Source organism: Klebsiella sp. GW_Kp182 (assembly GCF_040062275.1).
GTDB classification, from domain to species: Bacteria; Pseudomonadota; Gammaproteobacteria; order Enterobacterales; family Enterobacteriaceae; genus Klebsiella; species Klebsiella michiganensis.
In genome coordinates, this window is sequence record NZ_JBEAFQ010000002.1 from 59,083 (window position 1) to 73,194 (window position 14,112).

Below are 14,112 nucleotides of genomic sequence, written 5' to 3' on the forward strand. Positions count from 1 at the left end.
ATGAGGAATAGACCATGTGGAGCGAAATAGCGCCCGACCGGTGCCATAACATTGCGGTGGAAGGCTATAACGTCGTGGCCTATCAGTTTGGCGACGGCGATGAAACCATTCTCTGCCTCAACGGCGGACCGGGGCTGCCCTGCGACTATCTGCGCGAAGCCCACGCCTGCCTGAAACAGCACGGCTATCGGGTGATCGCCTTTGACCAGTTGGGGACCGGAAAGTCCGACCGGCCGGATGACGCCAGCCTGTGGACGATGGCGCGCTATGTGCGTGAAGTGGAGACCGTCCGCCGGACTTTGGGCCTTGGTCAGGTGCATCTGCTTGGTCACTCGTGGGGCGGATGGCTGGCGATTGAAGTGGCATTGCACCATCCTGGCGCAATTCGCTCGCTGATTCTGGAAAACACCGTCGCCGATATGCCGCATCTGGTGCAGGAGCTGAACCGTCTGCGCGGGGCGCTGGGGCCAGAAACCGTCGCGATGATGCAGCGCTACGAAGCGCTCGGCTGGCTAGACCATCCGGCCTATCAGGCGGCGATTACGCTGCTGAATTACCGTCACGTGTGCCGCCTTGACGTCTGGCCAGAGCCGGTTATCCGCTCGCTTGGGGACTGGAATATGGGCCCGTATATCACCATGCAGGGGCCGAACGAATTCCTCTATACCGGTAATTTAAAAAACTGGAACCGCAGCGCTGAGCTGGCGTCAATCCGCGTGCCCTGTTTGATCACCAGCGGCCAGCACGATGAACTGACGCCCGCCTGCGCCCTGAAAATGAAGCAGGGGCTGGCGAACGCTGAAATAGCCATTTTTGCCAACAGCAGCCACATGCCGTTTTACGAAGAGCCGCAGGCTTACTACCCGGTGCTGCTCGATTTTCTGGCGCGCCAGCGCGACGCGGGAGGCTGTTAATGCATCGTTACCGCTTTCTGCTTTTTCGCCCGCTACAGCTGCTGCCGGTTCTGCTGGGTATCAGCCTGATCACCTTCATGATGGTGCGCGCGATCCCCGGCGATCCGGCGCGTATTCTGCTGGGGGTGCGCAGCACGCCGGCGGCGCTGGCCCGCATTCGCGCGCAGTTTGCCCTTGATGAACCGCTGTGGGTTCAGTACGGCTATTTTCTGCGCAACCTGCTGCAGGGCGAGCTGGGGAAGTCGATTGTATACCGGGTGGATACCCTGAAGCTGATTGCCTCGCGGCTGGAACCGACGCTGTGGCTGGTGCTCGGCAGCGTTCTGCTGGCGGTAGCGTTGACGGTGCCGCTGGCGGCGATAGCCGCACGCCAGCGCGGGCGTCTCGCCGATCGGTTGATTCGTCTGTTTACGACCGCCGGGCTCGGATTCCCGGCATTCTGGCTCGGCATCATGCTGATTCTGCTGTTCAGTATCGTGCTTGGCTGGTTTCCGGTCTCCGGCTACGGCAGCGATTTTTTAGACCAGCTGCACCATATGGTTCTGCCGTGCCTGACCGTGGCGCTGGCGCTGTCGGCGGTATTGATTCGCAACCTGCGCGCCAGCCTGCTGATGGAGATGAATAGCGACTATGTGGTGGCGGCCCGGGCGCGCGGGCAGCAGGAAAGACGTATCTTCTGGCGGCACGTGCTGCCGAACTCGCTGGTGCCGACCATCAATCTGCTGGCGGTGAATATTGGCTGGCTTATAGGCAGTACGGTGGTGATTGAAAGCGTGTTTGCTATCCCCGGCCTCGGACAGCTGCTGGTTAAGGCGATTTTTAGCCGCGACTATATGGTGGTGCAGGGCGTGGTAATGGTCTTTGCCCTTGCCACCGTGGCGGTCAGCCTGCTGGCGGATATTCTGACCGTGGCCCTCGACCCAAGGATAAAACTATGAAGGCGATAGCGACCTTTTCCCGCCTGCGTCAGCGGGCGATCCCGCGTCAGCAGGCGCTCTTCGCCGGGCTGGCGATAGTCGGACTATGGCTACTGGTCGCCTGTCTGGCGCCGTGGATAGCGCCGTTCGATCCGATTGCCCAGGACGCCTCTTCCAGTCTGCTGCCGCCGGGCGGCGCGCATCTCTTCGGTACCGACAACTTTGGCCGCGACGTTTTTTCCCGCGTGCTGTGGGGGGCGCGGGTCGATCTGCAAATCTGCCTGCTGGGGGTCCTGTTCCCCTTTATGCTCGGCACCACCCTGGGGGCGCTGGCGGGCTATATCGGCGGCGTGGCCGATGCGCTGGTGATGCGGGTTATTGATATCGTGCTGGCCTTTCCGTTTCTGGTGCTGATGCTGGCGATTATCGCCATCCTCGGGCCGGGGCTGAGCAGCTTTTATATGGCGATGGCGATGGTGGGCTGGGTCTCCTACGCCCGGCTGGTACGCGCTCAGGTACTGACGCTGAAACAGCGCGATTTTATTCTGGCGGCCCGCAGTCTGGGCTACGGCCATCTGCGGATTTTGTTCCGCCATCTGCTGCCCAATGCGCTAACCGGAGCCATCATTTTTTCGATGTCCGACTGCGTTCTGGTGCTGCTGAACGGGGCCTCGGTGAGCTATCTCGGGCTCGGCGTGCAGCCTCCTACCGCCGAATGGGGGATTATGGTGGCCGAAGGGCAGAGCTTTATCACTACCGCATGGTGGATAACCACCTTTCCGGGGCTTGCCATCGTGCTGCTGGCGATGGGCTTCAGCCTGCTGGCCGATGGGCTGGGCGATAAGCTAGGGGAACGCGTATGAGCTTGCTGAAGGTAAATCAGCTGACGGTCATGCGCGGCGAGGATGTCGCGCTGGTGGATAACGTCTCGTTAACGCTTGAAGCCGGGGAGATGCTTGGGCTGGTTGGCGAAAGCGGGTCGGGAAAAACCGTGACCTGCCGGGCGCTGATGCGCCTGCTGCCGGGGGCCGGACTGCGGATTACCGGCGGTGAGGTTCTGCTGGACGGCCGGGATATCTTGTCCCTCAGCGAAGGGCAAATGTCGGCGGTGCGCGGCCGGGAAATCGGTATGATTTTCCAGAACCCGACCAGCCATCTCAATCCGGTGATGACCATTGGAGAACAGATTGCAGAAAGTCGCCGCCTTCACTTTGCGGCAAACCGCCGTCAGGCGCGGGAGGATGCGCTGGCCTTGCTGCGCCAGGTCGGTATCCCGGACCCGCAGAATCGGCTCAATAGCTATCCGCACGAATTTTCCGGCGGCATGCGCCAGCGGGCGATGATCGCCGTTGCCCTCGCGCCGGAACCGCGGCTGCTGATTGCCGACGAACCGACCACCGCGCTGGATGTCACCGTGCAGATGCAGATTCTGCGCCTGCTCAGCGATCTGCGCGCCGAGCTGGGGCTGGCGGTCATTATGATCACCCACGATCTCGGGGTGGTGGCGCAAACCTGCGACCGGATTGCGGTGATGTACGGCGGCAGGCTGTGTGAAGTGGGCGGCAAACGCGAAGTGCTTGGCGGGCCCCTGCATCCCTATACCCGCGGGCTCATTGATTGTCAGCCGGCCAGCGAAGGCGGGCAGGGGAGGTTGACGATCATCGACGGCCAGCCGCCCAGCGCCGACCACTTCCCATCAGGGTGTCGCTTTCACCCGCGCTGCCGCCGCGCCGATGAGGCGTGTCAGAGCCAGCCATTGCTGCGTTACGGGCAGGATTGCCATAGCCACGCGGTGGCCTGCCATCACATTTTGCCAGCACGGCAGGAGGGATAATGGTTAACGCTCGCTGGCCGCTGCTTGAGGCCGATAATCTTTGCGTCACCTTCCCGGTTTCCGGCGGCCTTTGGCGGCCGAAGCGGGTCGTACACGCGGTAAACCGGGTCACGATGCAGATCTTTCCTGGCGAGACGCTGGGCCTTGTCGGCGAATCCGGCAGCGGTAAGAGCACGCTTGGCCGAGCGCTGTTACAGCTTGAACGGGTTGCCGATGGCGAGGTGCGGTTCGCCGGACAGCGCATTACCCATGGCTTAACCAGCGATATTGCCCGTCTGCGCCAGCAAAGCGCGATGATTTTCCAGGATCCCTATGCCTCGTTGAATCCCAGGCAGACCGTAGGAGAAAGCATCTCCGAGGTGCTGCGCGTGCATCAGAAAGTCCCGCGCGGGCAGGAAGCGCTGCGGGTTGCGGAACTGCTCACCCTGGTCGGCCTGCGTCCGCAGCAGGCCAGCGCGAAACCGTCTCAGCTAAGCGGCGGCCAGTGCCAGCGCGTCGGTATTGCCAGAGCGCTGGCCATGGAGCCGGGGCTGATCGTGGCCGATGAGTGCGTCGCGGCGCTGGACGTCTCTATTCAGGGACAGATCGTCAACCTGCTGATGGATCTGCGGGAAAAGATGGGGCTGGCGATTCTGTTTATCGCCCACGATCTGGCGATTGTGCGGCGACTCTGCGATCGCGTTGCGGTGATGTATCTCGGGAGAATTGTGGAAGAGGGGCCGGCAGAAGCGGTCTTCACTCGACCGCTGCATCCCTATACCGCCGCGCTGGTCTCGGCGATCCCGGAAATCGACCCGGATAAACCGCTGCCGAAAAATTTGCTGGGGGGCGAGCCGCCCAGTCCCGTAGCCGTTCCACAAGGCTGTGCATTTCATCCGCGCTGCCCTTATGCGCAGGTGCAGTGCCGCACCGGCGCACCACCACCAACCCGGCAGATTGCCGATCGCGCTTATGCCTGCGTGCTCAACCTCGCGGGCGATGAGACCGTTTTTCCGTTAACTGGGGGATCTTTTGATGAAGCACAGGCAGATTAAGTTACTGGCGGCGAGCGTTTTTCTGGCGCTCAGCGTGGTGAGTGAAATAGCTCAGGCGGCCGGCGTATTGACCATTGGCCGCCGGGAGGACAGCACCACGTTTGACCCGATAAAATCGGCGCAAAATGCGGATAACTGGGTCTTTTCCAACGTCTTTGACCCGCTGGTGCGGGTGGATAAAAGCGGGACGAAGCTGGAGCCGGGCGTGGCCGAGAGCTGGACGATTTCCCCGGATGGCAAAGTCTATACCTTCAAAATTCGCGAAACCCGGTTCTCGGACGGTACGCCGCTGACCGCCAGCGATGCGGCGTTTAGCCTGATCCGTATCCGCGATGATGAAGGCTCGCTGTGGCGGGATTCCTATAGCATTATTGCCAAAGCGGAAGCCACGGACCCGCGCACGCTGGTGGTGACGCTGAAATCGCCTTCAGCGCCGTTCTTATCGCAGCTGGCGCTGCCGAACGCTTCGGTGATTTCCCAGCAGGCGATGAAGGCGGAAGGCGAAGAGGCGTTTGCCGAAAAGCCCGTGGGCTCCGGCGCGTTTAGCGTGAAAGAGTGGCTGCGCGGAGAAAAGATCGTGCTGGTGAAGAACCCGAACTTCTGGCAGGCGAAAAACGTCAGCCTGGATGGCGTGGAGTGGTTAACCATTCCGGACGACAATACCCGCATGCTGAAAGTGCAGGCCGGCGAACTTGACGCCGCGCTGACCGTGCCTTTCTCGCGCATTGCATCGTTACAAAAGGATGCCAATCTGAAGGTGGAGCTGGATCCTTCTACTCGCGAGGACCATCTGCTGATCAATCATTCTCACGGCGCGCTGGGCAAGGTGGAAGTCCGTCAGGCGCTGGACTTCGCGATTGATAAAGACGCGATTGTGAAAACCGTGACCTTTGGCTACGGTCAGGTGGCCAATTCCTATATTCCCGCCGGAGCGCTTTACCACTATCAGGATAATCTTCGCCGGCCATACGATCCGCAAAAGGCCAAAGCGATGCTGAAAGCGGCGGGCGCTGCCGACCTGAAGCTGAACTACGTGGTCAATGCCGGGGATGAAGTCGATGAGCAAATTGCCATTTTGCTACAACAGCAGCTGGCAAAAGCCGGGGTGACGGTGAATTTGCAAAAAGTCGACCCGAGCCAGAGCTGGGATATGCTGGTGGCCGGGGAGTACGACATATCGGTGATGTACTGGACCAACGATATTCTCGACCCCGATCAGAAAACCACCTTCGTGCTGGGTCACGATGCCAATATGAACTATATGACCCGCTATCATAACGACCAGGTTAAAGCGCTGGTGGCCGCCGCGCGCGTTGAAATGGACAGTAAAAAGCGCGAGCAGATGTATATCGACCTGCAAAAAATGGCCAAGGCCGACGTGAACTGGGTCGATCTGTATTACAGCCCGTACCGCAACGTCAGCCGCAAAAATATCGACGGTTTTTATCAGAATCCGCTGGGACGTTTCTTCCTGGAGGATACCGTAAAACACTAATGCCTCTTTGCGCCGGTTGTCCTCTGACGCCGGCGCCTTTTTCATCTTACCGGCGGCGCGACACGGTTTGATGCACATCAACGAGCACATTAACTTTTACTATAAAAACTAAAAAAGAGTTGTAACCCCGCCTGCTTTTATTCAATTTATGTGGTGAATATTTAATGTATTCCAATAAATAAAGCATATATACATTAAAAAACAACACGTTAAATAAATCAGGGGTTAATTTTTGTGGCAAGTGCAAACAAACTCACGCTGTTCATCGTCATCTTCATGCTGTTGGGGATCCTCTCCGGCGCGGCCATCCACGCTTACGCCGGGCAAACGACCATTACCGCATGGTCGGAAAACATTACGCTACTTACCGACGTGTTTCTGCGCCTGATTAAGATGGTCATTGCGCCGTTGGTGTTCAGTACCCTGACGGTGGGCATTATGCGGCTGGGCGAAACGGCGACCATTGGGCGGGTCGGCGGTAAAGCCATGGTATGGTTTATTACCTCGTCCATTCTCTCCATTCTGGTCGGGCTGGTGATTGTTACCCTCGAGCATCCCGGCGCCGGTTTGAACCTGGCGATCCCGAAAGAGTCCGTGGATACCGGGCTGGCGGTGAGCGGGATGAGCCTGAAAGGCTTTCTGACCCATACCATCCCCACCAGCATTACCGAGGCGATGTCCAACAACGAGATTCTGCAAATCGTGGTGTTCTCGATGTTCTTCGGTATTGCCGGGGCATCGCTGGGGGAGAAATTCAACGCCCCGCTGGTGGCGGCGCTGAACGTGGTTTCCCATATTATGCTGAAGGTGACCGGGTACGTGATGTACGTCGCGCCGCTGGCGATTTTCGCCGCGATCTCTTCGGTTATCGCCTCGCAGGGGCTGGGGATCCTGCTTAATTACGCCTCGTTTATCGGCGGATACTATGTCGCGATTCTGCTGACCAGCGCGGTGCTGCTGGCGGTGGGGTATATGGTGCTCAAAAAAGAGGTTTTTCGCCTGCTGAACATGCTCAAAGATCCGGTGCTGGTGGCGTTCACGACCAGCAGCTCCGAGGCGGCCTATCCGAAGACCCTGGAGCGTCTGGTGGAATTTGGCTGCTCGCGTAATATCGCGTCGTTTGTGCTGCCAATTGGCTACTCCTTTAATCTGGTCGGTTCAATGGTGTACTGCTCTTTTGCCGCCATGTTTATCGCCCAGGCTTACAATATTCAGCTGAGCTTTAGCGAGATTACCGTGATGATGCTGACGCTGATGCTGGCTTCGAAAGGGATTGCCGGGGTGCCGCGTTCGGCGCTGGTGGTGCTGGCGGCGACCATCCCGAGCTTCAATATTCCGGTGGCGGGTATTTTACTGCTGATGGGGATTGACCATTTCCTCGATATGGGGCGTTCAGCGATTAACGTGCTGGGTAACGGGATTGCGACGGCGATGCTGTCAAAAAATGAAGGTCTGTCGCAGAATGAGGTACCCGAGGCTGAAGTCGCGCCTCAGCAGGCGCAAGCCTGATCGTCGGGCGGCCTCTCTGACGGGGTCGCTTTTTGCGCAGAAAAAGAGGCCCCTGACAGGCACGCCAGGGGCAATGTGACGAAGTAACAGATTCCCTGGTAGAGGCATTTTTTATTGTATAAAAATACGCTCCGGTATTTTCATACCAGGGAACCGGGTCATGTTACCCGCTGCCCGTAACGCCTGAGTAGATGTTTTTTCATTTTACCGATCTTTTTCGGAATCCCGTTCCTCGCAAGCCAGCAAATTCTTAATTTTACGGTACATAATCCGATCGTCGATGGCGCGTGCGCGCGTTTACCAGCGTTCTTTTAATAAGTTAATAAACTGGAAAAAGTCATAATTGTTATTAAGGCTGTATTTTTCCATAATTTTGCTTTTGTGCCAGGTGATGGTTTTGGGGGTGACTTTGTTGAGAGCAGAAATTTTACCGATATCAAAGCCATGAATAATGCCGGTGGCGACGGCTACCTGCGATTTGGACAACATCTTATGCGGGCAGTTTGTGCAAATTAGCGGCGAGTCGATCCTCTGCGCCAGAGGAAGCAGTTCACTTCTTTTCAGCTCGTGGGCAATAATTTCAAACATCTTATCGATATTAACGGCTTTGATTGAGACAAAGATAACGCCCTTAAGGCAGTTGACGATCAGCTCCTTTTCCGGAAGTTTGTCATAGCTGTGCAATATAATCACCGAACTGTTTTTTTTACGGTTCTTTATACTGGTATTGCACAGATAGATCTCGCCGGGAAGAACTTCAGCGATGATGATGTCCTTATCTAAAAAATCATTATGCTTATAAGAAAAAGCGGCTTTAAGGTTACCGCTGCGGCTGATGAGCTCATTGACTATGGCAACCAACGACTCTCGGAGAAAGGTATTCCTGGTGTTGATAGCGATGTTTATTTTTTTCATGGCGTTATTTCCCTGATAAATCAACATAACGCCATGTTGTGATCAATCCTCCGGGCGTATGCGGTGGCTGCTGCTGGACAGATTTGGTTATTATTCGCGGGGCTTTAGTTATTTTCTGCGCGAAGAATTCTTAGCTGAAAACGGAATTTTTTGTTTTCTCCTGTCTCTGATATAGGAAACAAGGCTGTAAACAGACACGCAAAGGCAAAATATGCACAGCAATAAGGCTAACCATGTTTGCATGGCCATGATAGATATCCTTTAACTTAATTTTAGGTGTTAAAAATGTACCTCGCCGGCACGGGAATATTTTTATACTCTTCTTTAAACCGTGCTCGCGATACGCGGCCGAAAAGCGCACGGCAAGCGTCCTGAATTCAGCTATCGCTGGATCAGCAATAGTCGGTTTGCTCAGGGACGCTTTGGGCCGGTGTGCTCACGACGCCATGTCAATGTAAGAAAATTCTTAATGTGCTGTCAGTCTCATTTCTCTCATTCCTCTCAAAAACTGAAAAAAATTAACAAGAGGAGCGAAACTGAAAACAACTTCGCTATGACGCCGCGCGGATGGAGGGGTACTGACCGGCAGCGCTGCTGCTGCCGGCCGGGGAAAGGTCAGGAGAGAAACGCCAGCCCTTTGCCAAAAATCGCGCGAATCGGCAGGGTGATACCATGAAGGCGGGCCTTGTGGCGCAGGCGGCTGATCACGACGTCGATTCGGTGCAGTTCCGGTTCGCCTTCATCGGTAAACAGAGAGGTGTGCAGGTCAACCTTGCTGCAGACCTCATTGCGGTTACGCATTAACACTTCCAGCAGCCGATACTCTTGCTGCGTGAGCGGCAGGGCCAGCCCAGATGGCGCCACAAGGCGCTCGTTCTGGAGTACCCAGTGAGACGGCGCTGGCCGCTCTGCTGATAGCGCCGGGTTGACGCGTTCCGTCGGTTTTTGCTGGCGAAGCCGGGAGCCAAGCGCCTGAATACTCTCCGCGAGGTCGGAAAAGTTGACCGGCTTGATGAGATAGAGATCGGCGCCGGCGTTTAAGGCCTGGAGCCGATCCTGCTCATGCCCTCTGGCGGTCACCACCACCAGGCCGAACTGGCCAATTTCGTGCAAATAGTCCAGCACGCTAAAGCCGTCCTCACCCGGCAAGCCAATATCGATAAGCACAATATCAACCGGATCGCGATGCAGCTGCCGCCAGAAAGCTTCGGCGCTGCGCACGCCCCAGGCATCGAAGCCGCGATGGCGCAGAAAAGCCAGCAGCTCGTCGAGTAAATCAGCGCTATCTTCGATGATTGCGACGCGTAATGTCATGATTTGTCCTTCTGCTGTCCGTTAACCGGGAGCGTGAGCGCAAATTTGCATCCGGCCGACGTGTTCTCTGCCAGCCACAGGTCCCCGCCGTGAGCCTGGATGATTTGTCGGGCGACATACAGGCCAAGCCCGGTCCCGGCCGGCGTTGCGGTATCCGTTTCGCCGCGCCGATAGCGCTCGAAAATATGCTCGACCTGTTCAGGCGGGATGCCGGGACCGCGATCGCCAATGCGTAATTCCACGTGTTTTTCCTGCGGATAAATCTCGATGCTTATCTCCCCGGAGGCGGCATATTTCACCGAGTTGTCGAGCAGGTTGGCGATGGCGATACACAGTAGCCCGCTATCAATAAACAGCACCGGTGAAGGGGAGTCCGGACCCACAGTTTGCCCCTCAAGGGTGACATCCAGATAATGGTTAAGCGAAAGATCCACGACCGTCGCGGCCATATAGATCACCGGCAGCAGCGCTGCGTCCTGCCTGTCGGCGTGCAGGTCCCTCGAGGAGAGCCGGGCGTCGGCCAGGCAATTATCGGTAAGCTGTACCAGACGGGTTGTCGCCCGCTGCATGCGGTCGAGGCGCGAGCCCTGCGTCACCGTTGCGGGGCACAGGCGCAGGTTTTCCAGCGCGGCCTGGAGGATCGCCAGCGGCGTTCTGAACTCATGCGCCACCATTCCCATAAACTGGCGCTGGTGGAAGCTGGCCTCGCGTTCAATCTGTAGCTCTCGCGCCAGCTGCTGCTTGCGCACCAGAGTCCGGTTTTCCGCCCGCACCCGCAGTACGGCGATGATCAGGACGGTGACGATATGAATAATCAGCGCGTACTGCCAGGTGGAATAGACCCCATTATGAAACGGAATGACGCCGTGGATAGAGAGCAGCGCCAGCCCGGCGGAGACGACGTATATCGGCGGCAGCAGCCCCAGCAGCAGCGTATTGATATCAATCGCTTTGCGCCGCCACAGCATCCATGACGTGATCAACAGAATAGGGGCGGCGATAAAAAATATCCCGGCCTCTATCTGCATCGCCAGGCCGTAAAAGCCCAGCGGAATACTGATTTGCAGAACGATGTTTAAACCGATCGCCGCCAGCAGCAGTTGATGCAGCCGCGGCATATTTTTCTTGAGATCGAAAACTTCGCTATGCAGCCACAGCGCGGTGGCGTAGCTCACCAGCGACAGGCAGCTGATCATATAATCCTGAACCGGCAGCAGGGCGCTGCCAAATAACCACTCCGGGTAGCCATGCAGGGCCGCGACGAGCGGATAGTTTAGCGAGAACAGGCAGATCCCCCACAGCAGGCGCCGACGCAGCGCGATGGCAAGCCACAGGGCGATGCCGCTGGCAATTACCGCCAGGCCAAAATAGAAGCTCCAGAAGGCGGTATCGAGCGTGGCCGAACGCACGAACTCCTGCGGCGAGGAGAGCGTCGCCAGCAGAATCAGGGTGCTGCTGCTCTGGAGACGGAATACCATCTCGTAGCCAGCCGCCGTCGGCGGGGGCGGCAAAATCAGTACGCTTTCGCGGTAGTCGAGATCGTTATCCCGGGCAGACGCATGGTCGCCAAACTCTTTCTGTCGCCATGGACTGTCGCTGCCGTAGGGGCGATAAAACACGGTCAAACGATCGACAAACGACGGACCGAGCTGCAGCCAGCGCTGTTCGCCAGCAAATAAGGCCGCCGGGAGCGAAGTACGTAGCCAGTAGGCTTTTGTCGAGTAGCCGAACGACGGGATAAGCGGCGCCGTTTTTAGCGCCTCTTCAGGGAGCGAAAGAAAGGCGTTGAGGGTCAGCGTGTCGCTGGCGTCGGCGTACCAGTAGACCGGAATATCAATACCCAACTGGCGGACCTCCGCGCGGGCTGGCGCCCCTATCTGCAGGGCGATAATGACGCCGCACCATGCCCAGAAATGCGCGCTGCGGCTCCTGCGAATAAGATCATAAAAAGCGCACAAACGATTCAATCACGCCCCCTTGTGGCATGGATTAATCAATCAGTCGGTATAAACGCAGAGGAACGCTGCCGCAGGCACAGGTACCCCTCCGCATTCGGGAAATAAACGTCCAGGGCCGGGCAACGCAGCATTCTGCTGGTGCCGAAGATATTATTCCAGCGTTATCTGCACGCCGGGTAACTGGCCAGACCTGCTGTGAGAAGATTCTCAATCAACGTTAACGTAGGAGGGAGGTGCATAATAAGCAACCTGAAAGTTCAGGCACAGCATACGAGTTTATGATGTTATGCCATAAATTGATGCGATAGCTATATAAAATTGGCATTAGATTATTTAATCAGCGCATATAAAAGCAGCGGGTTATATTCAAGTTTAATTTACGCTGAAATAACGATAACGGACAATATCTGCGGCGAGTGAGGCGCATTTGGCGATCAATCCACCGCGGCTGATGGGATGACCGGTCGCACAGACCCTCATAAAAGACCGCCGACGAGCGTGTGATAAAAAACTGACACCGGCAGTCCATGGCACCACGTGCGAGTAGCGGATTTATGCGGGCAAAAAAATAAAATGGTTATATATTGACCTGCGATGAAATAAAATCAGTATTCTAAGGCGTGATAGTAGAATTTAGACGAGGGTAATTTCGGGGTAAGCGTATTTTATGCGGTTGAAAGGGCGATTTTCTGTTTCTTTCCCACCCATAATAGCGGTCCTTTATCAATGTTTTGGTTATTTACATCAAAGAATCCGCGGACGACTGTGGTTATGTTGGTTATTCCGCCTGGAGAAATGACCAGGTAAATCATTCACTCGTTGTGCAAGGAGACCTGACAGGATGACGACGAAATCGCTAACGCTGTCTTTGGATGAACAACAGTCCATTCCGTTGAGTACGGTCTCAGGGACGCAGGGCTATCCCGGCATGGATATTCGTCCGCTGGCGTCCGCAGGTATATGCAGTTTCGACCCCGGTTTTGCTAACACCGCAGGCTGTACGTCGGCCATCTCCTGGATTGATACCGAAAACAGCGTTTTGCTGCACCGCGGCTATCCGGTCGATCAGCTGGCTCGCCAGTGCGACTTCCTTGAGGTAGCCTGGATTCTGCTGCGGGGCGATGCGCCTGACGAAGCCAGCTATCAGGCGTTCAAAAACACGATTACCCGCCATAGCCTGGTACACGAGCAGATTGGCCGCATGTGCAGCAGCTTTCGGCGCGACTCGCATCCGATGGCCTTAATGTGCGCTCTGGTGGGCACGCTGGCGGCGTTCTATCACGATGTGCTGGACGTTGAAAATCCCGAGCACCGCGCGCTGGCCGCCACCCGCCTGCTGTCGAAAATGCCGACGCTGGCGGCGATGAGCTATAAGTTTTCTATTGAGCAACCGGCGCAGTATCCGCGCAACGATCTTTCCTACGCGGGGAATTTCCTGCATATGCTGTTTGCTATCCCGGCGGAGCCGTATCAGCTGAATCCGGTGATTGAGCAGGCGATGAACCAGATCCTGGTGCTGCACGCCGACCACGGCCAGTGCGCATCGACGACCACCGTCCGGGCGGCGGGCTCCTCCGGGGCGAATCTTTTTGCCTGCATTGCCGCCGGGCTCGCTTCTTTATGGGGACCGGCCCACGGCGGGGCGAACGAAGCCAGTATGCGGATGCTGGAAGAGATCAACACCGTCGACCAAATTCCGGCGTTCCTGAGCAAAGCGAAACGCGATCCGCAGGCGTTTCGTCGTCTGGGATTCGGTAACTCTCGCTACCGTCATCTTGATCCGCGCGCCGCTATTTTGCGCGAAACCTGTCACCGGGTGCTGAAGGAACTGGGGATGTCCGATATGCCGCTACAGGTGGCGATGGCTCTTGAAGAGGTAGCGCTGACCGACCCCTACTTTGTTGAAAATGGCCTGTCGCCGAGCGTGGATTTCTACACCGCGGTGATCCTTAAAGCGATGGGGCTGCCTTCATCGATGTTTGTGGCGATTACCGCCGTAGGCAGAACGCTTGGCTGGGTGGCGCACTGGAACGAAATGCACGAAGCGCCGCTGAATATTTATCGTCCCCGGCAGATTTATACCGGCGAAAAGCGGCGGGATTACGTTTCGCGGCGTGAAGGGTGACAACAGGGGGGCAATCGGGAAGATTTAGCCCGGCTCGCGCTGCGCTGAGCCGGGCTACAAATTCACTGCGTTCTGTGGTGCGGGAACGCAGCGGATG

Annotated in this window: 12 protein-coding genes; 8 read left to right on the top strand and 4 right to left on the bottom strand. The window is 56.9% G+C overall.

Translation table 11 applies throughout. The features are described 5' to 3' along the window. Positions 1-14 precede the first annotated feature (14 nt). The 7 genes from ABLU88_RS02410 (at position 15) to ABLU88_RS02440 (ending at position 7,703) form a co-directional block, all read left to right on the top strand. Positions 15-914: a proline iminopeptidase-family hydrolase gene (locus tag ABLU88_RS02410; protein ID WP_014838968.1), complete on the top strand. Its 900-nt coding sequence runs from the start codon at positions 15-17 to the stop codon at positions 912-914. After that, on the top strand, positions 914-1,852 hold the full coding sequence (locus ABLU88_RS02415; RefSeq protein ID WP_004852520.1) for an ABC transporter permease: 939 nt from the start codon (positions 914-916) through the stop codon (positions 1,850-1,852). Before ABLU88_RS02410 ends, ABLU88_RS02415 begins: the two co-directional genes overlap by 1 nt. After that, positions 1,849-2,694 carry an ABC transporter permease gene (locus ABLU88_RS02420; RefSeq protein ID WP_047723290.1) on the top strand — a complete coding sequence of 282 codons (846 nt, stop codon included), beginning with the start codon at positions 1,849-1,851 and terminating at the stop codon, positions 2,692-2,694. The genes ABLU88_RS02415 and ABLU88_RS02420 overlap by 4 nt, the downstream gene beginning before the upstream one ends. Continuing rightward, the gene (locus ABLU88_RS02425; RefSeq protein WP_014230085.1) at positions 2,691-3,665 is read left to right on the top strand and encodes an ABC transporter ATP-binding protein; all 975 of its coding nucleotides are present in this window, start codon (positions 2,691-2,693) and stop codon (positions 3,663-3,665) included. The genes ABLU88_RS02420 and ABLU88_RS02425 overlap by 4 nt, the downstream gene beginning before the upstream one ends. Beyond that, positions 3,665-4,699, top strand: coding sequence for an ABC transporter ATP-binding protein (locus tag ABLU88_RS02430; protein ID WP_049082627.1), 1,035 nt, complete (start codon positions 3,665-3,667; stop codon positions 4,697-4,699). The genes ABLU88_RS02425 and ABLU88_RS02430 overlap by 1 nt, the downstream gene beginning before the upstream one ends. Further along, complete coding sequence (locus ABLU88_RS02435; RefSeq protein WP_025107772.1) at positions 4,680-6,194, top strand: ABC transporter substrate-binding protein; 1,515 nt, start codon at positions 4,680-4,682, stop codon at positions 6,192-6,194. The genes ABLU88_RS02430 and ABLU88_RS02435 overlap by 20 nt, the downstream gene beginning before the upstream one ends. Before the next feature lie 234 nt (positions 6,195-6,428). Continuing rightward, on the top strand, positions 6,429-7,703 hold the full coding sequence (locus ABLU88_RS02440) for a dicarboxylate/amino acid:cation symporter (protein ID WP_004852509.1): 1,275 nt from the start codon (positions 6,429-6,431) through the stop codon (positions 7,701-7,703). Positions 7,704-8,000: 297 nt separating this feature from the next. Here the strand turns inward: ABLU88_RS02440 and ABLU88_RS02445 are convergent, their stop codons facing one another. From ABLU88_RS02445 to ABLU88_RS02460, 4 genes are all read right to left on the bottom strand, one after another. Continuing rightward, entirely contained in the window at positions 8,001-8,618 is a 618-nt protein-coding gene (locus ABLU88_RS02445) for a transcriptional regulator (RefSeq protein ID WP_048261035.1), read from the bottom strand. A gap of 108 nt (positions 8,619-8,726) precedes the next feature. After that, on the bottom strand, positions 8,727-8,867 hold the full coding sequence (locus ABLU88_RS02450) for a small membrane protein (protein ID WP_139134470.1): 141 nt from the start codon (positions 8,865-8,867) through the stop codon (positions 8,727-8,729). A gap of 366 nt (positions 8,868-9,233) precedes the next feature. Continuing rightward, the gene (locus tag ABLU88_RS02455; RefSeq protein ID WP_103814562.1) at positions 9,234-9,932 is read right to left on the bottom strand and encodes a response regulator transcription factor; all 699 of its coding nucleotides are present in this window, start codon (positions 9,930-9,932) and stop codon (positions 9,234-9,236) included. After that, complete coding sequence (locus ABLU88_RS02460) at positions 9,929-11,890, bottom strand: sensor histidine kinase (RefSeq protein WP_227626792.1); 1,962 nt, start codon at positions 11,888-11,890, stop codon at positions 9,929-9,931. The genes ABLU88_RS02455 and ABLU88_RS02460 overlap by 4 nt, the downstream gene beginning before the upstream one ends. An 841-nt stretch (positions 11,891-12,731) precedes the next feature. Here ABLU88_RS02460 and ABLU88_RS02465 point away from each other — a divergent pair. Then, positions 12,732-14,015: a citrate synthase gene (locus tag ABLU88_RS02465; protein ID WP_025107768.1), complete on the top strand. Its 1,284-nt coding sequence runs from the start codon at positions 12,732-12,734 to the stop codon at positions 14,013-14,015. Positions 14,016-14,112 lie beyond the last annotated feature (97 nt).